The sequence below is a fragment of the Leucobacter sp. UCD-THU genome, from assembly GCF_000349545.1.
Lineage (GTDB): Bacteria > Actinomycetota > Actinomycetes > Actinomycetales > Microbacteriaceae > Leucobacter > Leucobacter muris.
On sequence record NZ_KB714605.1, the window covers coordinates 108523 to 134590 of the forward strand.

Annotated in this window: 19 protein-coding genes and 1 pseudogene; 9 read left to right on the top strand and 11 right to left on the bottom strand. The window is 70.5% G+C overall.

The annotated features are described in order from the left end of the window. Positions 1 to 30: 30 nt before the first annotated feature. Genes H490_RS29955 through H490_RS29965 form a run of 3 tightly spaced genes read left to right on the top strand, consistent with a single transcriptional unit; the run spans position 31 to position 5225 of the window. Positions 31 to 3747 carry a multifunctional oxoglutarate decarboxylase/oxoglutarate dehydrogenase thiamine pyrophosphate-binding subunit/dihydrolipoyllysine-residue succinyltransferase subunit gene (locus H490_RS29955; protein ID WP_017885218.1) on the top strand — a complete coding sequence of 1239 codons (3717 nt, stop codon included), beginning with the start codon at positions 31 to 33 and terminating at the stop codon, positions 3745 to 3747. A gap of 12 nt (positions 3748 to 3759) precedes the next feature. Continuing rightward, on the top strand, positions 3760 to 4518 hold the full coding sequence (locus H490_RS29960; RefSeq protein WP_017885219.1) for a FadR/GntR family transcriptional regulator: 759 nt from the start codon (positions 3760 to 3762) through the stop codon (positions 4516 to 4518). Continuing rightward, complete coding sequence (locus tag H490_RS29965) at positions 4515 to 5225, top strand: hypothetical protein (RefSeq protein ID WP_017885220.1); 711 nt, start codon at positions 4515 to 4517, stop codon at positions 5223 to 5225. Before H490_RS29960 ends, H490_RS29965 begins: the two co-directional genes overlap by 4 nt. Before the next feature lie 118 nt (positions 5226 to 5343). Here the strand turns inward: H490_RS29965 and H490_RS29970 are convergent, their stop codons facing one another. The 5 genes from H490_RS29970 to H490_RS29990 are packed head-to-tail and all read right to left on the bottom strand — an operon-like array spanning position 5344 to position 10342. Then, positions 5344 to 6081 carry a type 1 glutamine amidotransferase gene (locus tag H490_RS29970; RefSeq protein WP_031290322.1) on the bottom strand — a complete coding sequence of 246 codons (738 nt, stop codon included), beginning with the start codon at positions 6079 to 6081 and terminating at the stop codon, positions 5344 to 5346. Between the two features lie 57 nt (positions 6082 to 6138). After that, on the bottom strand, positions 6139 to 6864 hold the full coding sequence (locus H490_RS29975; RefSeq protein ID WP_017885222.1) for a gamma-glutamyl-gamma-aminobutyrate hydrolase family protein: 726 nt from the start codon (positions 6862 to 6864) through the stop codon (positions 6139 to 6141). Then, a complete protein-coding gene (locus H490_RS29980; RefSeq protein WP_017885223.1) occupies positions 6865 to 7641 on the bottom strand; it encodes a substrate-binding periplasmic protein in 777 nt (258 codons plus the stop codon). It lies immediately after the preceding gene. Beyond that, positions 7638 to 9074: a glutamine synthetase family protein gene (locus H490_RS29985; RefSeq protein ID WP_017885224.1), complete on the bottom strand. Its 1437-nt coding sequence runs from the start codon at positions 9072 to 9074 to the stop codon at positions 7638 to 7640. The genes H490_RS29980 and H490_RS29985 overlap by 4 nt, the downstream gene beginning before the upstream one ends. A 47-nt stretch (positions 9075 to 9121) precedes the next feature. Continuing rightward, positions 9122 to 10342 carry a cytochrome P450 gene (locus H490_RS29990; protein WP_017885225.1) on the bottom strand — a complete coding sequence of 407 codons (1221 nt, stop codon included), beginning with the start codon at positions 10340 to 10342 and terminating at the stop codon, positions 9122 to 9124. 254 nt (positions 10343 to 10596) lie between these two features. On the opposite strand from H490_RS29990, the gene H490_RS29995 reads away from it, so the two are divergent. Both H490_RS29995 and H490_RS30000 read left to right on the top strand, forming a co-directional pair. Then, a complete protein-coding gene (locus tag H490_RS29995) occupies positions 10597 to 11871 on the top strand; it encodes an FAD-dependent oxidoreductase (protein ID WP_017885226.1) in 1275 nt (424 codons plus the stop codon). Between the two features lie 55 nt (positions 11872 to 11926). Beyond that, positions 11927 to 12385 carry a flavodoxin domain-containing protein gene (locus H490_RS30000; RefSeq protein WP_017885227.1) on the top strand — a complete coding sequence of 153 codons (459 nt, stop codon included), beginning with the start codon at positions 11927 to 11929 and terminating at the stop codon, positions 12383 to 12385. Positions 12386 to 12476: 91 nt separating this feature from the next. On the opposite strand, the gene H490_RS30005 is transcribed toward H490_RS30000, so the two are convergent. The 4 genes from H490_RS30005 to H490_RS30020 form a co-directional block, all read right to left on the bottom strand. After that, complete coding sequence (locus H490_RS30005) at positions 12477 to 13262, bottom strand: gamma-glutamyl-gamma-aminobutyrate hydrolase family protein (protein ID WP_017885228.1); 786 nt, start codon at positions 13260 to 13262, stop codon at positions 12477 to 12479. Between the two features lie 98 nt (positions 13263 to 13360). Continuing rightward, complete coding sequence (locus tag H490_RS30010; protein ID WP_031290328.1) at positions 13361 to 14857, bottom strand: APC family permease; 1497 nt, start codon at positions 14855 to 14857, stop codon at positions 13361 to 13363. A gap of 240 nt (positions 14858 to 15097) precedes the next feature. Continuing rightward, complete coding sequence (locus H490_RS31390) at positions 15098 to 15454, bottom strand: cupin domain-containing protein (RefSeq protein ID WP_017885230.1); 357 nt, start codon at positions 15452 to 15454, stop codon at positions 15098 to 15100. A gap of 315 nt (positions 15455 to 15769) precedes the next feature. Next, positions 15770 to 17554: an FG-GAP and VCBS repeat-containing protein gene (locus H490_RS30020; protein ID WP_017885231.1), complete on the bottom strand. Its 1785-nt coding sequence runs from the start codon at positions 17552 to 17554 to the stop codon at positions 15770 to 15772. 670 nt (positions 17555 to 18224) lie between these two features. On the opposite strand from H490_RS30020, the gene H490_RS30025 reads away from it, so the two are divergent. The 4 genes from H490_RS30025 to H490_RS30040 all read left to right on the top strand — a co-directional run bounded on the left by H490_RS30025 (position 18225) and on the right by H490_RS30040 (position 23525). Continuing rightward, complete coding sequence (locus H490_RS30025; protein ID WP_031290330.1) at positions 18225 to 19250, top strand: agmatine deiminase family protein; 1026 nt, start codon at positions 18225 to 18227, stop codon at positions 19248 to 19250. A 101-nt stretch (positions 19251 to 19351) separates the two neighbouring features. Further along, positions 19352 to 21253 (top strand): ABC transporter ATP-binding protein, encoded by a 1902-nt coding sequence (locus tag H490_RS30030; protein WP_017885233.1) that lies wholly within the window; start codon positions 19352 to 19354, stop codon positions 21251 to 21253. Between the two features lie 148 nt (positions 21254 to 21401). Then, the gene (locus tag H490_RS30035; RefSeq protein WP_017885234.1) at positions 21402 to 22925 is read left to right on the top strand and encodes an aldehyde dehydrogenase (NADP(+)); all 1524 of its coding nucleotides are present in this window, start codon (positions 21402 to 21404) and stop codon (positions 22923 to 22925) included. Between the two features lie 228 nt (positions 22926 to 23153). After that, entirely contained in the window at positions 23154 to 23525 is a 372-nt protein-coding gene (locus tag H490_RS30040) for an META domain-containing protein (RefSeq protein WP_017885235.1), read from the top strand. A 397-nt stretch (positions 23526 to 23922) separates the two neighbouring features. On the opposite strand, the pseudogene H490_RS32760 reads toward H490_RS30040, so the two are convergent. Both H490_RS32760 and purH read right to left on the bottom strand, forming a co-directional pair. After that, positions 23923 to 24018 (bottom strand): annotated as a pseudogene (locus tag H490_RS32760) (histidine phosphatase family protein); the annotation flags it as partial. 293 nt (positions 24019 to 24311) lie between these two features. After that, on the bottom strand, positions 24312 to 25970 hold the full coding sequence (gene purH / locus H490_RS30050) for a bifunctional phosphoribosylaminoimidazolecarboxamide formyltransferase/IMP cyclohydrolase (RefSeq protein ID WP_017885237.1): 1659 nt from the start codon (positions 25968 to 25970) through the stop codon (positions 24312 to 24314). Between the last annotated feature and the right edge of the window lie 98 nt (positions 25971 to 26068).

Genomic DNA, 26068 nt, shown 5'->3' on the forward strand with positions numbered 1-26068 from the left:
CACATACGACATCAACGAAGGGAAGTCGCTTTGGCGGAGCGCACGGAGACCACCGGACAGGCTGGTCCCGCAGGAGATTTCGGTGCAAACGAGTGGCTCGTCGATGAGCTGTGGAAGCAGTATCAGGTCGACAAGAACTCGGTCGACCGGTCGTGGTGGCCGGTGCTCGAGAAGTACGGCGCCGAAGCCGCACCGCCCGCAGCCGCAGCTCCTCGGCCGAAGGCCACCGCACAGCCCGCTGTGGTCTCCCCCGCATCCCCCGCCGCGCCGTCGACGGCCCCCACCTCGACGCAGCCCGCGCGCACCACCAACACGGCTCCCCGCGAGGCCCCGATCCCCGCCGACGCCCCCCGCGCCTCCGCCCGCGCCGAGGCCGCCGAGCAGCAGGAGGACACGGTCACCCCGCTGCGCGGCATGGCGCGCACGCTCTCCAAGAACATGGATCAGAGCCTCACGGTGCCGACCGCCACGAGCGTGCGCACGATCCCGGCCAAGCTGCTGATCGACAACCGCATCGTCATCAACAACCACCTGCGCCGCAGCCGAGGCGGCAAAGTCTCCTTCACGCACCTCATCGGGTGGGCGCTGATCCAGTCGCTCAAGGAGTTCCCCAGCCAGAACGTCGCCTACGCCGAGATCGACGGCAAGCCGTCGCTCGTCGCGCCCTCCCACATCGGGCTCGGCATCGCGATCGACGTGCCGAAGCCCGACGGCACCCGCTCGCTGCTCGTCCCCAGCATCAAGCGCGCCGAGACCCTCGACTTCAACGAGTACCTCGCCGCCTACGAAGACCTCGTGAAGCGCGCCCGTGACAACAAGCTCGGCGCAGCCGACTTCCAGGGCACCACGATCTCGCTCACCAACCCCGGCGGCATCGGCACCGTGCACTCGGTGCCGCGCCTCATGAGCGGTCAGGGCTCCATCATCGGCGCCGGCGCGCTCGAGTACCCGGCCGAGTTCCAGGGCGCCTCCGAAGACGTGCTCGTGCGCCTCGGCATCTCGAAGACCATCACGCTCACGAGCACGTACGACCACCGCGTCATCCAGGGCGCCGGCTCGGGCGAGTTCCTCAAGCTCGTGCACGAGCGCCTCACCGGCGGCCACGGCTTCTACGAGGAGATCTTCGCGGCCCTGCGCATCCCCTACAAGCCCGTGCAGTGGGCGACCGACATTCACGTCGACGTCTCGGGCGCGGTCGACAAGACCGCCCGCGTGCAGGAGCTCATCAACTCGTTCCGCGTGCGCGGCCACCTGATGGCCGACATCGATCCCCTCGAGTACGTGCAGCGCACCCACCCCGATCTCGAGATCGAGAACCACGGCCTCACCTTCTGGGACCTCGACCGCGAGTTCGTGACGGGCGGCATCGGCGGCAAGCGCGCCATGAAGCTGCGCGACATCCTCGGCGTGCTGCGCGACTCGTACTGCCGCAAGATCGGCATCGAGTACATGCACATCCAGGATCCGGGCCAGCGCCTGTGGCTGCGCGAGCAGCTCGAGGTGCCCTACGCGAAGCCCAGCCGCGACGAGCAGATGCGCATCCTCGAGAAGCTCAACGAGGCCGAGGCCTTCGAGACCTTCCTGCAGACCAAGTACGTCGGCCAGAAGCGCTTCAGCCTCGAGGGCGGCGAGTCGGTGATCCCGCTGCTCGACGCGATGCTCATCGACGCGGCCGAAGACGGCGTCGACAGCGTCGACATCGGCATGGCCCACCGCGGCCGCCTCAACGTGCTGTCGAACATCGCGGGCAAGACCTACGGCCAGATCTTCCGCGAGTTCGAGGGGGCCCAGTCGCAGAAGGCCGGCTCGGGCGACGTCAAGTACCACCTGGGCACGTCGGGCGTCTTCACCGCTCCGAACGGCACCCAGGTGCCGGTGCACCTCGCCGCGAACCCGTCGCACCTCGAGACCGTCGACGGCGTGCTCGAGGGCATCGTGCGCGCGAAGCAGGATCTCAAGCCGATCGGCTCGTTCACCACGCTGCCCGTGCTCGTGCACGGCGACGCGGCGATGGCCGGCCAGGGCGTCGTCTACGAGACGCTGCAGATGTCGCAGCTGCGGGCCTACCGCACGGGCGGCACGATCCACATCATCATCAACAACCAGGTGGGCTTCACCACGCTGCCCCTCGACTCCCGCTCGGGCGTCTACTCGTCCGAGATCGGCAAGGTCGTGCAGGCGCCGATCTTCCACGTGAACGGCGACGACCCCGAGTCGGTCGTGCGCGTGGCGAAGCTCGCGTACGAGTTCCGCCAGCGCTTCCACATCGACGTCATCATCGACCTCGTCTGCTACCGCCGCCGGGGCCACAACGAGGGCGACGACCCGTCGATGACCCAGCCGCTCATGACCGACCTCATCGAGGCCAAGCGCTCCACGCGCCGCCTCTACACGAGCGCGCTCGTCGGCCGCGGCGACATCACCGAGGAAGAGTACGAGAAGGCGAAGCAAGACTTCCAGGACCGGCTCGAAGTCGCGTTCCAGGAGACCCACGCGGCGCAGACGGGCTCGATCCCGATCGTCGGCGCCGGCGGCATCGGCGAGGTCGCCGAGGCCGGCGGCCCCGGGCCCGCGCCGCTCGAGACCGCGGTGGAGCGGGCCGTGGTCGAGCGCATCGGCGACGCCTTCGCGAACAAGCCCGAGGGCTTCACCGTGCACCAGAAGCTGCAGCAGCTGCTCAACAAGCGCTTCGAGATGAGCCGCGAGGGCGGCATCGACTGGGGCTTCGGCGAGCTGCTCGCGCTCGGCTCGCTGCTCATGGAGGGCACCGCGGTGCGCTTCGTGGGGCAGGACGCGCGCCGCGGCACCTTCGCGCAGCGCCACGCGGTGTTCCACGACCGCGCCAACGGCCAGGAGTGGATCCCGCTGCTCAACCTCTCCGACGAGCAGGCCCGCTTCTGGATCTACGACTCGCTGCTCTCGGAGTACGCGGCGCTCGCGTTCGAGTACGGCTACTCCCTGCAGCGCGAGGACGCGCTCGTGCTGTGGGAGGCCCAGTTCGGCGACTTCGCGAACACCGCGCAGGCCGTGATCGACGAGTACATCGCGGCGGCCGAGCAGAAGTGGGGCCAGCGCTCCTCCGTGGTCATGCTGCTCCCCCACGGCTACGAGGGCCAGGGCCCCGACCACTCGTCGGCCCGCATCGAGCGCTACCTGCAGCTGTGCGCCGAGGACAACATGATCGTCGCGCGCCCCTCGACGCCGGCGAACTACTTCCACCTGCTGCGCCGCCAGGCCTACGCCCGCCCCCGCAAGCCGCTCATCGTCTTCACCCCGAAGCAGATGCTGCGCCTGCGCGGCGCGGCCTCCGCGGTCGAGGATTTCACGACGGGCACGTTCCAGCCCGTGCTCGACGATCCCGCGATCGAGAACCACCAGGCGGTGCAGCGCGTGCTGCTCGTGTCGGGCAAGGTCTACTACGACCTGCGCGTCGCGCTCGAGAAGCGGCCCGACCCGCGCATCGCCCTCGTGCGGGTGGAGCAGTTCTACCCCGTGCCGAGCGTGCAGCTGGGCCGCGTGCTCACCCAGTATCCCGGCGCCGAGCTGGTGTGGGTGCAGGACGAGCCCGAGAACCAGGGGGCGTGGCCGTTCATCTCGCTCGAGCTGTCGAAGCACCTGGCGAACGATCGCATCCGCGCCGTCACCCGCCCCGCCTCCGCGGCCCCCTCGACGGGGTCGGCGAAGGTGCACGCCGTCGAGCAGGAGCGCCTCATCGCGCGTGCGCTCCGCTTCGACGACGAGTCCTGAGCGGGGGCGCGCTTGCAGAAACCCCCGCTGGGGCAGTCCCCGCAGCACGGAGAGAGCGAGCCCGGCGGCCCGAGCGTCGGCGGGATCGCTCAGCGGATCGCCGCGGCGATCTCGATGGGCGTGCTGACCGTCGGCGAGCGCCTGCCGGTCGAGGCCGAGCTCGCCAACCAGTTCGGGGTGGCCGTGGCGACGCTGCGCAAGGCGCTCGCCGAGCTGCGTGCGCAGGGCATCGTGGAGACGAGGCGGGGCCGCAACGGCGGCACCTTCGTGGTGCAGGCGCCGTTCCCCTCGCCGCAGGAGCTGCGCTCCTCGCTGGCGCGCACGAGTCTCGTCGCCCTGCGCGACTTCTTCGACGAGCACGCCGCGATCTCGGGCATGGCCGCGCGCCTCGCCGCGGAGCGCACGCAGCCGGGGCTGCGCACGAGGCTCGCGGAGTTCGCATTCGAGGCCCGAGAGGGCCGCGGCGGCCGCGAGCGCTCGCTCGCCGACAGCCGGTTCCACTTCGAGATCGCGGTGCTCAGCCATTCCCGACGACTGCTGACGGGCGAGCAGCGGCTCCACTCCGAGCTGTCCCCGTTCCTCTGGTGCGACGCGATCTGCCGCGCCTCGGTGCAGCAGGCCTTCACCGAGCACCTCGCGATCGTGATGGCGATCGAGCAGCAGCAGGCCGACGAGGCGCAGCGTCTCGCCGTCGACCACGTCAGGGGGAACATGCAGCTGATCGTCGAGGGCAAGCTCGCGCTCGAGGGCGCGGCGGAGGATGAGCGGTGAGCGCGGCCGAGGTCGCCTCGGCGATCGAGAGCGTCGACGAGTGGCTGAACGACCGCTTCGACCACCTCCAGAAGCTGTCCGAAGATCTGATCGCGCTGCTGACCCTCGACGACTCGGGACGTCTCGATCTGGGCGAGGGGGTGCGGCGCCGGCTTCGGGCGCTCGCGGTGCGCTATCTCGCCGACAACGCCGTGGTCGACGGCTGCGGCCTCATCTTCGCGCACTCGGCGCTGAGCTTCGAGCGCGGCCACCTGGAGTGGTGGGTGCGCGAGGACGAGTCGCGATTCGCCCGCTACTCCTTCGGCGTCGTGCCGGGCGCCGACCGCTACTACGACTACGAGCACCACGAGTGGTTCATCCGCGCATTCCACGAGGGCACTCCCGCGCTCGTGGGCCCCTGCATCGACTACCTCGGGGTCGAGGCGTACGTGCTCACCCTCACCGTGCCGGCGAACGTGGCGGGCGTGCGTGTGGGGGCGATCGGCAACGACATCCAGGTGGCAGACCTCGAGGCCGAGCTGCTGCCGGTACTGCAGCGCAGCGGCATCGAGATGGCGCTGGTGGGCCGCCACGGCAATGTGCTCGTGGGCAACTCGTCGCAGCTGCTGCCCGGCGTGTTGGTGCCGGACACCCTCGAGGGCTTCGCGCGGAAGCGGCTCGGCCCGGAGGGCGCCGACGTGCAGCTGATCTACCGCACCGGCGGCTAGGGCCTCATCGAGACAGCCCGTTCGTATCGAGCCGGCCTGCGATTCGCGTGAATCGCAGGCCGGCTCGATACGAATAGGCCGACTGAGCGGTGGCGCGCGCGGTGCGAGGTGCCGCGGATCAGGCGGCCTCGGCCGCCGTGAGCTTCGCGATCTCCGAGAATCGATCGGCGATCGGCAGCCACACGGCGCCCAGCCGTGGCTCGGCCGCCCGCACATCGCCCACGACCGCGGCCTCCTCGAGGCCGAGCTCGTCGAGGCTCTCGCGATCCTCGTCGACCCAGTCCTGCGCCGTAGCGCCGAGCGCCTCGGGGTGGAACTGCACGCCCCACGCGGCTGCGCCGACGCGGAACGCCTGATTGCGGCACGCGGGGCTCGAGGCGAGCACCTGCGCCCCGTCGGGCAGCCGGTCGGCCTCGAGCCAGTGCCACTGCACCGCGGGCACCGAGGTCTCGGCGAGACCGCCGAAGAGCGGGTCGCCCGCCGCGGTCGAGGTGAAGTCGACGTCGTACAGGCCCACCTCGGGCCCCTGCGGCATCGTGCGCACGTGACCGCCCGTCGCGGTGGCGAGCAGCTGGGCCCCGAGGCAGATGCCCAGGGTGGGCACCCCGAGCTCGACGCCGTCGACGAGCAGCTTGCGGGTGGCGGGCAACCAGGGCGCATTGTCGTCCTCGGTGGGCCCCATGGCGCCGCCGAGCACGATCAGTGCGTCGTAGCCGTCGAGCGACTCCGGCACGGGCGCTCCCGCGTCGGGCCCGACGGTCTCGAGCGTCAAGCCGTTCTCGATCAGCCGATCCGACAGCTGACCCAGCCCGGCGTTCTTCTGGTGCTCGATCACCAGCACTCGTGCGCTGCTCATTCCACTTCCCCTCTGTTCTGATCTGTGTGCGCCGCCCGCGGCTCGCGGGCGGCGGTGTCAGGCGTCTCGGCCCATTCTCGCCCGCGCCCGGTCGATGAGCCAGGCGAAGAGCGCGTGCTGCCGCGCGTCCTCGCCGGCGTTGTCCTCGGGATGCCACTGGATCGCGAGGAGCGGGGCGGTCTCGTGCTCGAGCGCCTCCACCACCCCGTCGGGCGCGCGCCCCGTGACGCGCAGCCCCTCCCCCACCCGGTCGACCGCCTGGTGGTGGTACGACGACACCGGCAGGCTCGCCGCCCCGATCGCGGCGGCGAGCGCCGATCCGGGATCGATCTCGACGTCGTGCACCGAGTTGCGGTGAGGACTGTCGGCGTCCACGTCCTGCACGAGCGTGCCGCCGTGCTCGACGTTCAGCAGTTGGAAGCCGCGGCAGATCGCGAGGGTGGGCACCCCGAGCCGGATCGCCGCCGCCATCATCTCGGCTTCGAAGTCGTCTTGGGCTGCGAAGTCGGCGGGCGAGGTGGCCGCCACCGGCTCCTGGCCGTAGCGGCGCGGATCGATGTCCGATCCGCCCGGCACCAGCAGTGCGTCGAGGCCGTGCAGCCGCTCCTCGGGCGGCAGCGCGCTCTCGGCGAACAGGGTGAGCGGCTCGCCGCCGGCCCGGATCACCGATCGCAGCACGGCCGCGGCGACCGCGCTGCCGTCGAAGCGCAGGCCGTGGATCTGATTCGACCACATGCCCGTCACACCGATGCGCGGCACGCGATCGCCGCGGGGCGCCGCCATCTACGCCTCGCTCGTGAGCGGGAAGGCGAGCAGCGGCATCCACCTGCGCCACACCGCTTCGAGCGAGCCGTCGGCGACGACCTCGTCGATGGCGCGGTCGATCTCCTCGCGCAGCGCGTCGTTGCCGGGCGCGACGCCGATGCCCCAGCGGTTGCCGGTCTGCACGGTGAAGGCCTCGACGAAGTCGGGATCCTCCTGCCCGAGCGGGATCATCACGACGTCGTCGTCGACGAAGCCGTCGATCTCGCCCGAGCGGGTCGCCTCGATCATGTCGCCGAACACGTCGTCGCTGGCGCCGAAACTGACGAGCTCGACGCCGGGGAACGTCTCGGCGAGCTTCATGTTGGTCGAGCCGGCGATGGCGCCGATCTTGTAGCCGTCGAGCTGGTCGGGCGAGCGGGCGGGATCGTCGGCGCGCACGACGAGGGTCTCGTTGAACACCGCGTAGGGCCGGGTGAAGTCGACCTGCGCGGAGCGCTCGGGCGTGATGCCCTGGCCGCACCACACGGCATCGGCGTCGCCGCGGCGCACGGAAGGGATCATCTCCTCCCACGGCACCATCACCCACTCGACATCGGCGGCGCCTCCGGGGAGTCGTGACATGACGAGGGCCGCGGCCTCGGGCTCGTAGCCGCCGCGCGTGCGGCCGTCGGTGCTCTTCGAGAAGAGCGGCAGCGCCTCGGAGTCGATGCACGCGAGACGGATGGTGCGCCCTTCGGTGCTCGCCGCCGATGCGGTGCTGTCGGTGCCTGCGGTGTCTGTGCTGATGCCGGTCACGGAATCGCCTCCCAGTACTGATCGAATTCCCACTGCGTGATGATCCCGCAGTAGCGCGCCCACTCGTCGCGCTTGAGCTGCAGGAAGATGCGGGTGAGCTCCTCGGGCATCGCGCCCATGAGGTACTCGTCGGCCTCGAACGATTCGATGGCCATGCCGAGGGTGTTCGGCACTGCGCCGCCCTGCGCCGCCTCGCTCAGCCGCCCGGGGTCGCCCGGGTCGATCTGCGCCTCCAGGCCGTGCTCGATCGCGGCGAGCAGGTAGAGGTGCGAGAGGTAGGGGTTGACGCTCGCGTCGGGCAGGCGGTACTCCATGCGGCCGTTCGCGGAGATGCGGATCGCGACGCCTCGGGTGTCGAGGCCCCAGTCGGCGCCCGAGGGTGCGAACTGGCCGGCGTCCCAGTAACGCTTGTAGGAGTTGACGGTCGAGGCCATGACGAGCATCGAGCCTGGCGTGTGCAGCAGCATGCCGCCGATCGCGTGGCGGGCGGTCTGGGTCGCGTGCAGCTCCACCCGGCCGTCTTCGATCACGTTCTCGGCCGGGCCGTCGCCCGAGACGCGCCACAGGCTGAGGTTGTGGTGGCAGCCGTTGCCCATCTTGCCGTTGTAGGGCTTCGCCATGAAGCTGGCCTCGAGGCCGAGCTCGCGCGCCACCTGCTTGCAGATCTGGCGGTACGTGGTCATGCGCTCGGCCGTGAGGTCGGCTCGATCGTAGTCCCAGTTGAGCTCGATCTGACCGTCGTCCTCGTAGTCGCCCTGGATCATCGTGAAGTCGAGCGCCTGACCGTAGCTGATCACCTTCTTGTAGACGGGACGCATCTTCTCGAGGTTCTCGACCTGGTAGGCGGGGCTCTGATCCTGCTTGCTGATGGGTTCGATGCCGGGGCCGATCCACGTCATCTCGGGTTCGAGCCCGCTGCGCAGCTCGAGGCCCGTGCGCTCCGTGAACCCGCGATGCGCGGCCTTGAAGAGCGCTCGGGTGTCGAGCGCGACGAGCCGGCCGCCGCCCTCGCCGAGGTGGGGCGGGTCGTAGGCGGTGCAGAAGATGCGGCCGACCTCGGAATCCCAGGGCAGCACCTGGAAGGTCTCGGGTTCGGGCAGCCCCCAGAACTCGTGGGCGTCGACGCCGCCGCCGATCAGCTCGCCCTCGCGACTGGTCTGCAGATCGGTGAGCGCGGTGCGGTGGAAGGCGATGCCCTTCTTCAGCATGCGCTCGTAGAGCTCTGCGGGCACCACCTTCGCGACGGTGCGGCTGCCGAGGGTGGGCAGCATGTAGTAGATGTACTTGACGCCGGTCTCGCGGATGCGGTCGCCGAGCGCCTGCACGATCTCGGGCCGCAGGTTCGCCTCCTGGTGCCGCGAGAATGCGGTGTCGTCGGCGAGGATCTCCCGCAGGGCGGCGCCGAAGCGCCCTCCCGTCTTGAGGTCGGACATGTGGTTCCTTTCGTCTTTGGAAGGTCTGTCGGATGCGCTGCGGCTGCTCAGCGCACCGCGAACTCGATCGGCAGGCGAACAGGCCCGTGGTTGCCCGAGTCGGGCAGCCACTCGTCGCCGCCGGGGCAGGAGATGTCGGTGAAGGCCTGGGCGAGCAGCGGCAGTGCGACGCTCATGTCGGCGCGGGCGATGTAGTGGCCGAGGCAGTGGTGCACTCCGCCGCCGAAGGTGTGGTGCTGCTTGCGGCTCTCGGCGTTCAGGTCGATCTCGGGGTCGGGGAAGGCCTCGGGATCGGTGCCGCTCGACATCGTGAAGAGGTGCACCGTGGTGCCCTGCTCGATCTCGAGGCCGTGGAACTCGAAGTCCTCGTTCGCCTCGCGGGTCACCCAGCGGGTCGTCGGGTTGACGCGCAGCCCCTCCTCGAGGGCGGGCTTCGCGTACTTCTCGGGATCCTGCGCGAGCAGCTCCCACTGATCGGGGTTGCGCATGAAGGTCTGCAGCAGCAGGCCGATCTGGTTGCGCGTCGTGTCCATGCCGCCGAACAGCATGAGCACGAGGGCGTTGCGCAGCTCGGCGTCGCTGAGCTTGTCGCCGGCCTGGGAGAACTGCACGAGGCGCGAGACCACGTCCTCTCCCGGGTTCTCGCGGCGCTCGTCGATGAGGCGGTCCACGAAGTCGTACAGCTCCTGCACGGCCTCGTCGATGCGATCGATGTCCTCCTTGATGGTGACGCTGAGCGCGTAGCCCACGGTGTTCGCCCGCGAGGCGATGAAGGGCCAGTGCTCATGGTCGAGGCCCATCATCGCGCAGAGCGCGCGCGTGGCGAACGGCTCCGAGAAGTCTGCGACGAACTCGACCTGCTCGCCGCGGGCGTGCTTCTGCTTCATGCCGTCGATGAGCTCGTTCGCGATGGCCGCGAACTCGGGCTCGAGCTTGCGCGCGACGCCCGGCGAGAAGGCGGGGTTGAGCAGGCGGCGGATGCGGTGGTGCTCCTCGCCCTCGAGCACGAGCAGGTTCTTCGCCCACCACTCGTGGAAGATGCCCGAGTGCACGCCGTGGTGATCCGGCCACTTCGCGCTGCCCTGGTTGAGGCTCGGGTGCTTCAGCAGCTCGGTGACCTCCTTGTAGCGCAGCACGCCGTACCCGTAGTTGGTCTTCGCGTACCAGTTGCGCTCGCGCGCGTCGCGCACCGCTTCCGAGTTCATGGCGAACTCGGGCGAGGCGATGTCGAGATACGGCACGTCCCCCTGGGTGGCCTGTCCGGTCATTCGTACTCCTTCGTCGAACTCAGTCCCGCTCGATCACGCGAGCGGCCGGTGGTAAATAAGTTATCGATGAATGATTTATGGCGCAAGTCTTTCCGTGTTACGGGGAGATAAATATGGGAATATCGGCAAAAAACATTCATAGTGCGCATCTTTAGCGCTACACTGGTGCCCACCGAACCGGATTGCAACGGAGCACCGGATCGTGGCACAGTGCCACACGCCCCACTGCCGCACCGCAACGCGAAGGAGCTGCGATGTCGTCACCCACGACCCCGAAGATCGCCGTCATCGGCAGCGGCCCCTCGGGCTGCTACCTCGCGCAGTCGCTGCTGCGCGCCGTGCCGAGCTGCGAGATCACCGTCCTCGACCGCCTCGCGTCGCCGTTCGGGCTCGTGCGCTACGGCGTCGCCGCCGACCACCAGCACACCAAGGCCATCACGAGGCAGTTCGACCGCCTCTTCCAGCACGAGGCCGTGCGCTTCGCCGGCGGCATCGAGGTGGGGCGCGACGTCTCCCTCGCGCAACTGCGCGAGCTGTTCGACGCCGTGGTGATCGCCACCGGCCTCACCGCCGACCGCGAACTCGGCATTCCCGGGGCCGAGCTGCCGGGCGTCATCGGCGCCGGCGCCATCACCCGCGCCCTCAACGCCCACCCCGACGAGGGAGCCCGCCTCCCCCAGCTCGGCTCCGACGTGGTGGTCATCGGCGGCGGCAACGTCGCCCTCGACGTGCTCCGGTTCCTCGTGAAGGATCGCGACGCCTACGAGGGCAGCGACATCCCCGACGAACTGCTCGACTCCTACCTCGAGGCGCCCGCGGCGCGCGTCACGCTCGTCAGCCGCTCGGCGGCCGCCGACTCCAAGGGCGACCCGCAGATGCTCAAGGAGCTCGCCGCCCTCCCCCGCGCCGCCTACGCCTCGCCCGACCCCGTCGATCCCGTGCCCGACGCCCAGCTCGACCGGGCGGCCGCCGGCCGTGTCGCCGCGATCTCCGAGATGATCGCCGCGAGCCGCCCCCGCTTCGACGGCCCCGAGGTGACGCTGCGCTTCGGGCTCACCCCGCTGCGCGTGCTCGGCGAGCACCGGGTCGAGGGCGTCGAGTTCACCGCGGGCGATCAGGTGGTGGTCGTCCCCGCCACCGCCGTCGTCACCGCCATCGGCTTCGCGGCCCGCAAGGACCACGCCCTCGCTGCGCTGACCGCGAGCGGCGCCGAGACCGGCCGCATCGAGCCCGGCCTCTACCGCACCGGCTGGGCCAAACGCGGCCCGCGCGGCGCCATTCCCGAGAACCGGGCCTGCGCGAAAGAGGTCGCCGACGAGATCGCGGCCGACCTGGCCGACGGCTCGCTCCCGGCATCGCCGTCTACACTCGGCTTCGAAGGACTCCCCGCGGAGGTGCGCGACCGCGCCATCGGCTACGAGCAGTGGCTCAGGCTCGACGAGCACGAGCGATCCGTCGCCCCCTCCGGCCGAGTCAGGCACAAGCTTCCCGATCACGACCGCATGATCGCCATCGCCCGCGGGGCGTAGGCGGCCGAGGTCACCGAACACCGAGCGCAACGCTCCATCAGAGAGGAAACCAGCTGTGAAGTTCACGGTTCTCTACGGCACCGAATCCGGCAACTCCGAGCTCATCGCCGAGGATCTCGGCGCGAAGCTGCGGGAAACCCACGACGACGTCGAGGTCTTCGACCTGCAGAACTTCGATCCCGCCGATCTCACCCCCGAGCGCTTCTACCTGGTGGTGTGCTCCACGCACGGCGAGGGCGACCTGCCGAACACGGCGATCCCGTTCGCCGAGGCGTTCGACGCCGCACTGCCCGACCTCACGGGCGTGCGCTACGCCATGTTCGGGCTCGGCGACACCTTCTACGAAGAGACGTACAGCCAGGGCAGCGAGCACATCGACCGCCGCTTCGCGCAGCAGGGCGCCGAGCGGGTCGGCGAGTACGGCCGCCACGACGCCTCGTCGTGGGACATGGGCAGCGACGTGGCGCTCGAGTGGCTGCCCGGCGTGCTCGAGGCGGCCTCCGCGACGGTGTAGCGGGCGGCGGGTCCCATCGGAGATCCGGCCTCGGTGAGAACGAACCAGGAGCGTTCGTCTCGCCGAGACCGGATCTCCGACGTGATCGCGGTCAGCCCTTCCGCGCCCGGCGCACGAGCTCGCCGAACAGCCGCGCCCGATCCTCGGCGTCGGCCTCCGGCTCCTCCGGGTGCCATTGCACGCCGAGCACCCAGCTCGCCTCCCGGTGCTGGGTCGCCTCGACGATGCCGTCGTGGGCGCGCCCCGTCGCGCGCAGCGCCGGCCCCACCTCGGCCACGGCCTGATGGTGGCCGTTGCGCACGACCGCGCGGGTGCGCCCGAGGATGCGCGCGATCTCGGAATCGGGCTCGAGGATCACCTCCTCGTCGATGAAGAGCGGCTCCCCCGGACCGCCCTTATGCATCGGCCAGTTCTCGATGTCGGGGATGAGCGTGCCCCCGAAGGCGACGTTGAGCAGCTGCGACCCGCGGCAGATCGCGAGTGTCGGCAGATCGCGGCTCGCGGCCTCGCGGATCAGTCCGATGCAGTAGTCGTCGGCGCGGCGATCGACGCCGTACAGGTTCGCGGGAGGCGGGCCGCCGTGCCCGTAGCAGTCGAGGTCGACGTCGCCGCCCCCGAGGAACACCACCGCGTCGGCGCCGCCCAACACCTCCTCGTGCGAGGCGAGGCGCTCTCCGGCCGAGTCCACGAGCCGGGGTCTGCCTCCCGCCGCGCGCACGGCGTCGAAGGCGATCCTCGTGAACTCGTCCTGCAGCTGATGCGAGAGGGCGTCCATCCCGGGGAAGGTGAGCGACACCACCATCGGGATGAGCGGGCCATCCGGATCCTCGTCGCCCACGGCGAGGAATGGGGTCGGGTCGACTGCGAGGTCGGTCATCGGTGTCCTTTCGGGTGAGAGACGGGAGCCCCGCCGCGCCGCGACCGCCGGAGGCGGAGCAGCGCGACGGGACTCCCGTTCGCTGGTGAGGTGCGGGATCAGACCGCGGTCTTGATCGGCCCGCTCGCGTCGCCGGCGGGCGCGTCGCCCTTGGCGTAGGCCTTCGAGGCCAGCATGTAGATCCAGCCGACGGCGATCACGCCGACCGTCGTCATGATCAGCAGGTAGTCCTCGGCCCAGCCGCCGCCGGTCGGGCGCGGCCACAGGATGTTGAGCACTGCCGCGACTCCCCAGACCAGCGCGAGCACGTTGACGGGGTAGGCCCAGGCGCCGAGCCGGAACTTGCCGGCGGGGCGCCATCCCATCAGGCGGGCGCGCAGGGCGGCGAGCACGACCATCTGGAATCCGATGTAGATGCCCACGGTGCCGAAGCCGACCATCGCGGTCAGCGCGTCCTCGAGCAGCAGCGAGAGCACCACCACTGCGGCCGGGAAGAACGCCGCGGTGAGCAGCGCGTTGTTCGGCACGTGGCGCTTCTCGTTGAAGCGGGCGAGGAAGTGCGAGGCGGGCAGGAACCCGTCGCGCGCCATCGAGTAGACGAGGCGGCTCGCGGCGGCCTGCAGGCTCGTGATGCACGAGATGAAGGCGACGACCACCACGAACATGACGAGCGGGAAGACGGGGCCGAAGGCGTTGTGCAGCGCCTCGCCGATCGGGTCGGCCACATCGCCGCTCGCGACGGCTGCGAAGTCGGGCACTGCGAACACGAGCGAGAACACCAGCACATTGGCCGCGAAGCCGCCGATGTAGAGCGTCATACGCATGGCCTTCGGCACGCGGGCGCTCGGATCCTTGATCTCCTCGGCCACGTCGCCGTTGGCCTCGAAGCCGTAGTACGCGAACATGCCGATGAGCGCCGCGGCGGCGAAGGCGCCGAGGTAGCCGCCGGGCGCGTCATTGCCGATGCCCTGGTTGTCGAAGACCACCGACCAGTCCTGCTGGCGGTGGAACAGCAGCAGGTAGAGGCTGATGCCGACGGCGCCGATCATCTCGGCGATGAGGCCGACCGTGGCGGCGAGGCTCAGCACGCGCGTGCCCGAGAAGTTGAGGATGGTGGCGATCACGAGCGTGCCGAGCGCGACGAGCACGGTGCCGCCGGCGTCGAGGCTGCCGCCGAAGATCGAGGCGACGAACGGCGCGGCGCCGTACGCCACCGCCGCGAGGGTGCCGACGAGGGCGACCACGTAGATCCAGCCGTTCATCCAGGCCCACTTGCGACCCCAGAGCCGACGCGACCACGGATAGACGCCACCGGCGACGGGATAGTTCGAGACGACCTCGCCGAAGACGAGCGCCACGAGGAACTGGCCCACGAGCGCGATGACGAGCGCCCACGCCATGGGCGGCCCGGCCTGGCCGAGCGAGATCGCGAACATCGAGTAGACGCCCGCGATCGGCGACAGGTAGGTGAAGCCGAGCGAGACGTTGCCCCAGAAGCTCATCTCGCGCTTGAACGTGGTGTCGTAGGAATAGCCGAGAGACGCGAGGTGGGCCGCGTCCTCGTCGTGTTCCACGACGGGTGTGTTTTCTGACATGGTCGCAAGTACTCCCTTGTACGTCTGCCAACGATGACGTGCCCCGCCGTCCTGGCGGGTCATCACATACAAACTACATGTAGATGATTTTCAAAGGCAAGCGGAGAAGGGTAACGGAATCGATAACGAAACATCTAGGAAACAAATTCATGCACCTGTGCATGAATTTTACGAGCACATACCCCGGACGCGCCGGAGGCCGGCGCCTCTCGGCGCCGGCCTCCGGTCGAGCGATGCGGATCAGAGCATCACGTAGAACTTCTCGAGCGTCTCGGTGATCTCCCACGTCCCCTTCCAGCCGATGGGGAACGAGGCCACGTCGCCCGGGCCGAGCGCGACCGGCTCCCCGCCCTGCTCCGTGACGGTCATGCGCCCGCGCAGCACGTGGATCACCTCGCCGATCTCGGCGAAGTCCCACTCGGAAACGCCCGGATCGCAGCGCCAGAACCCGGTGTGCACGCCCTTCTCGGAGTCGGAGGTGAACTCCTCGAGCCAGGTCTGCGTGGGGCCCGTCGTCGAGGTGCCCAGCGGCGCCTGCAGTGGGCCGGCGTCGGCGATGCGCTCGAATACGTCGGTCACGGCCACGTGTTGCGTCATTGCAATCTCCATCGTTGGATGTTCGGGGAATCGGGGCGAATGCACCCGCCGGTTAAACATTACCCTCATATATGTTTTATGCGGAAGAGCGCGGGGATCGGTCTCCGGAGATCCGACGTCCCTCGCGCCAGAGCCCCCGAGTCGACGCCCCCTCTCCCCCTCCAACGCGCTTACTCCTCCCTCCGACGTCCCCTCTCTCACACGCCAAGCGCACCGATCGCGCTTCACGCACCCTGATCGGGCGAGATCCGGTGCGTGAAGCTCGATCGGTGCGCCTGCGTACCCCTGAAGGGCCGAGGCGAACCGCCCCGAGGCTCAGGCGCGGCGTCGGAGCCGGCGCGCGAGCACCAGGCCCGAGCCGAGCACGATCGCGGCGCCCGCAGCTGCGAGACCCCAGGCGGGATCCGCCGCGCCCGTGCGGCTCAGACCCTTGGCCCCCGGGTCCACGGCTGCGGCCTCCGAGCCCGCGGGCGGCGTCTGGTTCGGCACGGGTGCGGGCGACGGAGTCGGAGTCGGCGTCGGGGTCGGCACCGGCTCGGAGCCGGGGCCGGGGCCGGGGTTCGGGCCCGGAGCCGGGGCGGGCGCCGGGGCGTTCATGGTGATCACGCGCACCGCGGGTGCGGTGCCGGGGCTGAAGAGGGCCGTCGCACCGGCGGCGAAGCGCACCTGGCTGCCGGCAGGGTCGGCGGTGAGGTCGGCGAAGGATCGGGCGAGGTGCTGCCCGGCCTCCGCGCCGAGGATGAGGTTCGCACCGGCGACCTCGGCCCCGACGAGGCTCGACACCTCGAAGACGCCCGTCTGCGACACGGGCGTCTGCCCGCCGACGAGGTAGCGCGAGTCGAGCGCGAGCACGTAGCCCGCCCCGGGCTGCGCGGGGTCGACCGAGCCGTCCATGCCGCCCGCGAGCAGCATCGACCAGCCGCTCATGCGCACGGCGCCGACGGCGTGCCCGAAGTGGTCCTCCGCGGCGATGCCGTTGAGCCACCAGCCTCGCTGCGCGGTCGGGTCTCCCGCCGTGTGCACGGCGAAACCGGTCGTGGCGAGCGGGTCGGTGGCGACGTTCGCGCCGTTCGCGCCGCCGAGCACGACGACGGCGCTGCCCGAGCGCGGCGAGTCCGATTCCCCGCCGATCATGAGGTCGTCGAAGCCGTCGCCGTCGATGTCGCCGAGGCCGACGACCGAGGTGCCGAGCAGGTCGTAGCCGCGGGTGGGGCCGTCGATGCGGAAGCCCGGAACGGGATCCGTGCCGAGGGCGACGTCGGCGCTGAGATCGGTGAGCACCCAGACCGCACCCGTGTAGGGGCTCGTGGCGGCGGGGCCGGTGTACGAGGCGCTGCCGACGGCGAGGTCGTCACGGCCGTCGCCGTTCACATCGCCGACGCCCGCCATGGAGACGATGTCGATGCCGGTGCCCGAGATGCGCGTACCGGGCATCGTCGCGACCGCGGTGTCGGGCGCGGTGAGCACCTCGGCGTCGACGATCACGACGGGCGCCCCGATCTGGTTCACCGCGATCTCGTCGCGGCCGTCGCCGTCGATGTCGCCGACGCCGTTCGCGCGGGTGATCGCACCCGAGAGCTTGTGCACGCGCGTGCCGAGATCGGTCACGAGATCGATGTCGCCGAGCGTCGCGAAGTCTGCGTCTCCGTAGACGACGTAGGCGGCCGATCCCTGCGCGACGAGCACGAGGTCGTCGCGACCGTCACCGTTCACGTCGCCCGCGCAGCGCACGTCGACGCCGCCGTTGTACCAGCCGAGGTCGGAGGGATCCATGATCTTCACCGGGTTCAGGCTCGCGAGATCCCCGCTCGACACCCCGTCGCCCGCGCCCATCAGCACGTAGGCGCCCTCGTCGTTCGTGGCGCCGCCGCTCATCATCGTCATGTACATGCCGACGGCGAGGTCGAGCCTGCCGTCGCCGTCGACGTCGCACTTGGTCTGCGAGGCGGTGGCGCCGAGCGAGGATCCGGGCACGCCGGCGAGCGAGGCATCATCGCTGATGGTGGCGGCGAGCGCCGGCGAGGCGGTGAGGAGCACGGTCGCGGCGGCGAGCGCGACGGCGGCTCCGAGGGCCGCCGGGCGAGGAGGAAGGGGTGACAAGACGGGCCTTTCGACGAGGTGCGATGACGGGCATCGCCGGATATTACCTCGGTTAGCTTAGCCTAACTTAAGCATCATCCGATGTTTCGCCCCAGTGCCCGGCGTTCGTCCCGCGCACTGTCGTCGGTTTCCCCCGCGCGCACCTCGTCGCCTCAGCCGCGCGCCCTCCGCCGCGCGACCCACGAACTCCTCGTCACCTCGCCTGCGCGCACTCCGCCGCCTCTCCCCGCGCGCTCCCTCATCCCACCCGCACGCGCTTCGTCGCTTCCCCTCGCGCTCCCGCACCCACCCTCACGCCGCCCGACTCCTCACCCCGCTCCCAACGGCACCGATCGATCCCAGCGCACCCGAAACCCGGAGAACGCGGTGCTCGAACGTCGATCGGTGCGTGGGGCGGCAGCGGGGGCGGCTCGGGCCCGGGCCCCGCTCCGTGCGGGGCCGGATCCCGCTCCGTGCGGATCCGGATCCCGATCCGTGCGGATCCGGATCCCGATCGGTGCGGGTCCGGATCCCGATCCCAACCCGACCCCAGCCCGACCCCGACCCCGATAGACCCCGATCCCGCTCCCGACCCCGCGCGTGCTTATTGGTCAGGCTGCCAGTAGACTGTGGTGTCGGCGGCCTGCTTGCCTGCTTTGAGGTGGCGCCGCGAGATTCAAGGAGCAGTTGAATGACGACTTGGCGCATGCCCATCGAGGGACACGAGCAGGAGCGGCTCTGGCTCGCCTGGCCCACCAGCGGCTACACCCTCGGCGACACCGAGGCCGAGGTCGAGGAGGCGCGCACCACCTGGGCCGCCGTCGCCAACGCCGCCAGCGACTTCGAGCCGGTCACCGTCGTGGTGAACCCGGGCGACGAGAAGATCGCCGCGAAGTATCTCTCGGCGCAGATCGACCGCATCACCGCCCCCCTCAACGACGCGTGGATGCGCGACATCGGGCCGAGCTTCGTGATCGGCGACGACGGGCGTCTCGGCGCCGTGAACTTCGTGTTCAACGGCTGGGGCGAGCAGCACTGGGCCCAGTGGGACAAGGATCAGCACATCGGCCGCATCGTCGCCGAGGCCGCGAACGCGGAGCTCGTGGACTCGGAGATGACCAACGAGGGCGGCGGCATCCAGGTCGACGGCACCGGCCGCGTGATCCTCACCGAGACCGTGCAGCTCGATCCGGGTCGCAACCCGGGCTGGACCAAGGAGCAGGTCGAGGCCGAGCTCGCCCGCACCATCGGCACGACGAGTGCCATGTGGCTGCCCCGTGGCCTCACCCGCGATCACGACACGTTCGGCACCCGCGGCCACTCCGACATCCTCGCCGCGTTCGCGACGCCCGAGATGCTGCTCATGCACCGGCAGGACGCCGATTCGCACCCCGACCACACCATCGCGAAGACCAACCGCGCCGTCGCCGAGCGGTACCTCGCCGAGCACTCGGCCGGCTTCGAGATCATCGACATGCCCGCCCCCGAGGCGCTGCGCGACGACGAGGGATTCGTCGACTACAGCTACATCAACCACCTCGTGCTCAACGGCGCCGTGCTCGCCTGCTCGTTCGACGACCCGGCCGACGACCGGGCGCTCGCAACGCTGCGCGAGGCCTACGCGGGTCGCGAGGTGATCGGCATCGACGCCCGCCCGCTCTTCGCGCGCGGTGGCGGCATCCACTGCATCACGCAGCAGCAGCCCAAGGTCGCGTAAGCGCTCCTCCCCGCACAGTGCAACGCCTCGGCGGCCGGAATGTTCCGGCCGCCGAGGCGTTGCACTGTGCGTACCACTCTCACCCGGAGGTCGAACCCCGCTTGTCCACGATCCTGCGCATCCTGCGGTTCACGCGCTCGCTCACGCCCTACTACCTCTCCATCATGGCGGCGGCCGCGGTCGTCACGGCCGCGGGCATCGCCGTCCCGTTCATCACGGGCGCGGCGACCGACACCGTGGTCGACGCGGTGGGCTCGGTGACGAACGGCTCCGGGATCCCGGACGGCGCGATCCGCTCCGTCGTGCTGCTGGCGCTCGCGCTGCTGGCCGCGAGCCTCGTCGAGACCGTGGCGAGCAACCTCGGCGGCTACTGGGGCGACGTGATGAGCGAGCGCATGCGCACGATCCTGTCGACCCGCTACTTCGAGCAGCTGCTCGCGCTGCCGCAGCGGTACTACGACAGCGAGCTAACGGGCACGATCGTGGCCCGGCTCAACCGCTCGATCGCCGAGATCACGGGCTTCATGAAGTCGTTCTCGAACATGTTCGTGACGATGCTCATGACCACGGTCGCGGTGCTCGCGATCAGCGCCTGGCACTACTGGCCGCTGGCGGTGCTGCTGCTGCTCGCCTACCCCGCCTATCTGTGGCTGACCGCGCTGACGAGCCGCAAGTGGCAGCGCATCGAGCGCGAGAAGAACGAGCACGTCGACGAGGCCTCGGGCCGCTTCGCCGAGGTCGTGGGGCAGATCCGCGTGGTGAAGTCGTTCGCGCGCGAGCGCAGCGAGCTCGACCGCTTCTCGGATCACTTCGGCGAGACCGTCCGCCTCACCTCCGAGCAGTCGCGCCACTGGCACTCGATGGATGCGCTGCGCCGGGGCGTGCTCAACCTGATCTTCTTCGCGCTCTACGTGATCATCTTCGTGCGCACGGTCACCGGCCATTTCACGCCGGGCGAGATGGTGATGCTGATCCAGCTCATGGCCATGGCCCGCCAGCCCGTGCAGAATCTCAGCTGGGTCGTCGACACGGCGCAGCGCGCGGCCGCGGGCTCCCGCTCCTACTTCGAGGTGATGGATCTCGATCCCGCGGCCGTGGGCGGTGCGGGATCGCTGCCCCGGAAAGCGGAGGCGGAGCGAGGGGGCGGCAGGCGAGGAGACGAGACGGATCCCGGATCTCCGCACCGTGGCGGGGCCGACGCCTCAGGCGCCTCCGGCTCTCCCGGTGCTCCGGGATCGGCTCCCGTCGTGGCGTTCCGCGACGTGAGCTTCGGCTACGACGAGCACGGCGACGTGCTCAGCGGGGTCTCCTTCGAGGTGCGGCAGGGCGAGCGGATCGCCTTCGTCGGCGAGTCCGGAGGCGGGAAGACCACGCTGATCAACCTGCTGCTGGGGCTGTACGCCGTGCGCTCGGGCACGATCGAGGTGGCGGGCGCGGGGCCGGATCTCGCGTCGCTGCGCCGAAGCATCGGCGTGGTGTTCCAGGATCCCTCGCTCTTCTCGGGCACGGTCGCCGAGAACATCGCCTACGGCAGGCCCGAAGCCACGCGCGACGAGATCGAGGCCGTGGCGCGCCGCGCCGCGGTTGACGTCTTCGCCTCGAAGCTGCCGAGCGGGTACGACACCGTGATCGGCGAGCGCGGCATGAAACTCTCGGGAGGCCAGAAGCAGCGCATCGCGGTGGCGCGGGCGATGCTGAAGGACGCACCGATCCTCGTGCTCGACGAGGCCACGTCGGCGCTCGACACGAAGTCGGAGCGGCTCGTACAGGCGGGACTCGACGACCTGATGCGGCACCGCACGAGCCTCATCATCGCGCACCGGCTCTCGACCATCGCCGAGGTGGACCGCATCATCACGCTGCGCGACGGCCGTATCGACGAGGTCGGCCCGCCCGACGAGCTGTCGCGGTCGGGCGGCATCTACGCCGAGCTGCTCGCGCTGCAGAGCTCGTCGTCGAAGGCCGATCGCAAGCGCCTCAAGCGTTTCGAGGTGATCGGTTAGGGGCGCTGTCGCGAGACGGGCCCGGGGGTCGGCCTCGATCCTCGCCCGCCCGCTCCCCTTCCCAGATGGGACTCGCGCACGGCTGTCGACCCCGATACTGTGCAGACCCGCCGACCCGCGCATCGCGCGCGCGTGGCACAATCTCCCCATGACCAGTGAAGTGCTCTCCCCCGATCTCGAAGCCGTCGTGTCCGCAGCCGCCGCGGCCGCGCCCGCGTTCGCCGCAACCGCACCCGTCGACCGCGCCCGCGCCATCGTCGCGGTCGCCGACGCCCTCGAGAGCGCGAAGACACGCCTCGTCGAGATCGCGATGCGCGAGACCGGCCTCACCGAGGCCCGCCTTAGCGGCGAGGTCGTGCGCACGGCCGTGCAGCTGCGCCTGTTCGCCGACACCCTCGTCGACGGCGGCTACCTCGACGCCCGCATCGACCCCGCAGACCCCGACTTCGCACTCGGCGTACGACCCGACGTGCGCCGCACCCACATCCCCCTCGGCCCCGTCATCAACTTCTCCGCCTCGAACTTCCCCTTCGCGTTCTCCGTGCTCGGCGGCGACTCCGCCTCGATCCTCGCGGCCGGCTGCCCCCTCATCGTGAAGGCCCACTCAGGCCACCCCGACCTCTCCGACGCGACCGCCGAGGTCGCCCGCGAAGCACTCGAGGCCGCCGGCATGCCGCAGGGCGTGTTCCACCTCATCCACGGCCGCGAAGCCGGCGTCGCAGTCCTCAAAGACTCCCGCGTCAAGGCCGGCGCCTTCACCGGCTCCATCGGCGTGGGCCGCCTGCTCGCCGACATCGCCGCCTCACGCCCCGCGCCCATCCCCTTCTACGGCGAGCTCGGCAGCGTCAACCCCGTGTTCATCACCGCCGACGCCGTCGCCGAGCGCGCCGAAGAGATCGCCCAGGGCTTCCTCACCAGCGTCTCGGGATCGGCAGGGCAGCTCTGCACCAAGCCCGGCTTCGTGTTCGTGCCCGCAGCATCCGCCCTCCCCGCCGCCATCGAGGCCGCCGCGGGCGACTTCCTCGCCGAGCACCGCCTGCTCGACCCGCGCATCGCCCGCAGCTTCGAAGAGCGCCGCAACGCGATCCTCGCCTCCCCCGGCGTGCACCCCATCGTGCCAGGCGGCATCCGCTTCGACGACGCCGGACAGGGCTGGGCCACCCCCACCGTCGTGGCCGTCGCGCTCGACGACTTCCGCCGCGCCAAGGAAGCCCTCGTCGACGAAGCCTTCGGCCCGCTCTCGATCCTGGTCGAGACCCCCGAAGGCACCGACCTCGCAGCCCTCATGCCCGAGTTCTACGAGGGCAACCTCACCGGCACCCTCCACCTCAGCACGACCGAAGCGACCGGGGAAACCGCGAACGCCGCCGAACTGCGCGCCCTCGTCGACGCGCTCAGCCGGCAAGTCGGCCGCGTACTCTTCAACGGCTGGTCCACCGGCGTCGCCGTCACACCCGCCCAGCAGCACGGCGGCCCCTGGCCCGCCACCTCCAACGACTCGAGCACCTCGGTCGGCACCGCCGCGATCACCCGCTTCCTGCGCCCAGTCGCCTACCAGAACGCACCCGCCGCGTTCCTGCCCGCCGCGCTCCGCGACGACAACCCGCTCGGCGTCCCCCAGGCCATCGCGCCCGCAGGCGAATCCCACGCCTGGGGCAACCGCTGGCGCTGACACCGCCCCAGAACGGTTGAGAGAGGAGAGCGTATGCCGCGCCATCGCGGGGCATACGCTCTCCTCTGTTCGTGCTGCGGCGCAGGGGCGGAGCGCCGAGCGGTGCGTCCGGGCGGAACACTCCGGAGGGGACGCCCGGGATCCCGACGCCGGAGCGCTCGCTGAGGATCGGCGGCGAGCGGCAGCGGCCGCCGCGCCGAAAGCGCGCTTCTGCCGTATGGTGAGAGCATGAACCGTTCGCTTCGCGTTCTCGCGCTCTCAGCCGCGCTCACCGGTTTGCTCGCGTTCAGCGCCTGCTCCTCGGGCGACGCCTCCGTGGTCGGCGCCTGGGGCGCCCCCGACACCCGCGGCGAGCCGTCGCTCGTCTTCGAGCAGGACGGCAGCTACTCGGGCAACGACGGCTGCAACAACGTCGGCGGGCGATGGAGCGAAGACGGAGACTCGATCGACCTCGGCAACATGCACTCGACGCTCATGTACTGCGAGGGCGTCGACACGTGGCTCGGTCTCGCCCGATCGGCGGAGCTCTCGGGTGACACGCTCACCCTGCTCGACGAGGACGGCGGCGAGATCGGCACGCTGCAGCGCGCAGACGGCTGAGCCTCGGAGCGTCGGATCCGCACGCGGTCCTGGAGACGCCCTGTACGGTGCGCGGCGCATCCCCCCACGGTTTTGCGTTCCGCACGGTGCCGCGTCCGCAGCACCGCGCTCGCAGCACCGCGCCGCCACCGCCCGACCACCGCGCCGCCACCGCCCTCTATCGAGCATCGGCCCGACTCCGTCTCACGAACGCCCCGGATAACGGGCTTCTCGGTGGGACGGAGTCGGGCCGATGCTCGGAGGTGCGGCGCTCAGTGCCAGAGCACCGCCAGCGCGACGTTCAGCAGCGACAGCCCGGCGATCGCGCCGAGCACACCGCCCGACACGCTCTCCTTCTTGCGGTTCAGCAGGATGACCACGATCATCTTTTCGAAGGGCTTTTCTGCACCACGCCNGCCTCGGCCATGCGGTGCCCGAGTTCGGACAGGCGGAAGCCCGGGATGCGGCCGTACAGCACTCGATCCGGGTTGTGCACCTCGCCGTGAAAAACCAAGCGAAAAGAGCATGTAGATCGACGCGACCAGCAGCAGTCCGGTCGCGAAGAGCAGCGAGGCTCCGTGCAGGATGCCCGGGGTGATGCGGGCGCGGGCCTGCTTCACGGCCGGCAGCTGGGCGAGGGTGCTGCCGAACACCGCGCCGAAGCCGACGAGGTGCAGCACGACCAGGATGCCTTTGACGATTTCCATGTTCTCTCTTTCTGGGTGAGGCGGCGGGTGATCCGGAGCCCGGCCGTGGACCGACGGTGATCGGGATCATCGCCGGTCGCGGCCCGGCTCCGGCGCCGGATCAGTGGAAGAAGTGACGTTCTCCGGTGAAGTACATGGTCACGCCCGCGGCCTGCGCCGCCTCGATGACCTCGGGATCGCGCACCGACCCGCCGGGCTGCACGACCGCGCGCACACCGGCGTCGATGAGCACCTGCAGCCCGTCGGCGAAGGGGAAGAACGCGTCCGAGGCGGCGACCGCCCCGCGCGCCCGCTCTCCCGCCCGCTCGACCGCGAGGCGGCAGGAGTCGACTCGGTTGACCTGGCCCATGCCCACGCCGACCGAGGCTCCGCCCCGCGCGAGCAGGATCGCGTTCGACTTCACGGCGCGGCAGGCGCGCCAGGCGAACTCGAGTTCGGCGAGGGTGTCGGCGTCGGCCGGCTCGCCCGTGGCGAGCCGCCACCCGGCGGCCGGCGTGAAGCTGCGGTCGGCGTCCTGCAGCAGGAAGCCGCCCGAGACCTGGCGCAGCTCGACCGGGTTGGGGGTGAAATCGGCGGGCAGCACGAGCAGCCGCACGTTCTTCTTCTGAGTGAGGATCGCGAGGGCGTCCGGTTCGAAGGCCGGTGCGACGATCACCTCGGTGAAGATGCCCGAGACGGTCTCGGCCATCTTCGCGGTGACGGGACGGTTGGCCGCGATCACACCGCCGAAGGCCGAGACGGGGTCGCACGCGTGCGCGAGCTCGTGCGCGGCGGCGATCGGGTCGGCGGCGCCCTCGGGGGCGACGGCGATGCCGCACGGGTTCGCGTGCTTGATGATCGCGACGGCGGGGCGCTCGTGGTCGAAGGCGCCCCGCAGGGCGGCGTCGGCGTCGACGTAGTTGTTGTACGACATCTCCTTGCCGTGCAGCTGCGTGGCCTGGGCGATGCCGGCGCCCTCGTTCTCCGTGAAGAGCGCGGCGCGCTGGTGGCTGTTCTCGCCGTAGCGCAGCACGGCCTCGCGCAGGCCGAACACCTCGTAGCCGACGTAGCCCTCGGTGGTCTCGAAGATGCTGTCGATCGAGCCCTCCTCGGCGGGGGCGTCGTCTGCGGGGGCGTCTCCCCATTCGCCGTCCTCCTGGTCGAGGAACCAGTTGGCCACCGCCGCGTCGTACTGCGCGGTGTGCACGAAGGCCTCGGTCGCGAGCGAGCGGCGCTGCGCGAGGGTGGTGCCGCCGGCCCGCACCGCGTCGATGACCTCGTCGTACCGGCCGGGCGAGACGACGATCGCCGTGTTGGCGTGGTTCTTCGCGGTGGCCCGCACCATGGCGGGGCCGCCGATGTCGACGTTCTCGATCACGTCGGCGGCGGGCTTGCCCGAGGCGACGGTCTGCTCGAAGGGGTAGAGGTTGACCACGACGAGCTCGAAGGGGGCGAAGCCGAGCCGCTCGAGCTGCTCGCGGTGGTCGGCGAGGCGCAGGTCGGCGAGCAGGCCCGAGTGCACGGCGGGGTGCAGGGTCTTCACGCGGCCGTCGAGCGCCTCGGCGAAGCCGGTCACCTCGGACACGTCGGTGACGGGGTGGCCCGCCTCGCGGATCGTCGCCGCGGTGGAGCCGGTCGAGACGATCTCGACGCCGGCCTCGGCGAGCGCCGCGGCGAGGTCGAGCAGTCGGGTCTTGTCGCTCACGGAGATGAGCGCGCGCGTGACCGGTACGACGTCGCGGTGCTCGTAGAGGCTGGGGTCGTGGCTCTGGACTGCCATGTGGTTCCTTCGGGTCGGGGCGTGCCGCCCCCGATGCTGTCGAGGGCGGGCGTTCGGTCGAGCGGGCTCTCGGCTTCGACGGGCTCAGCCGACGAGCC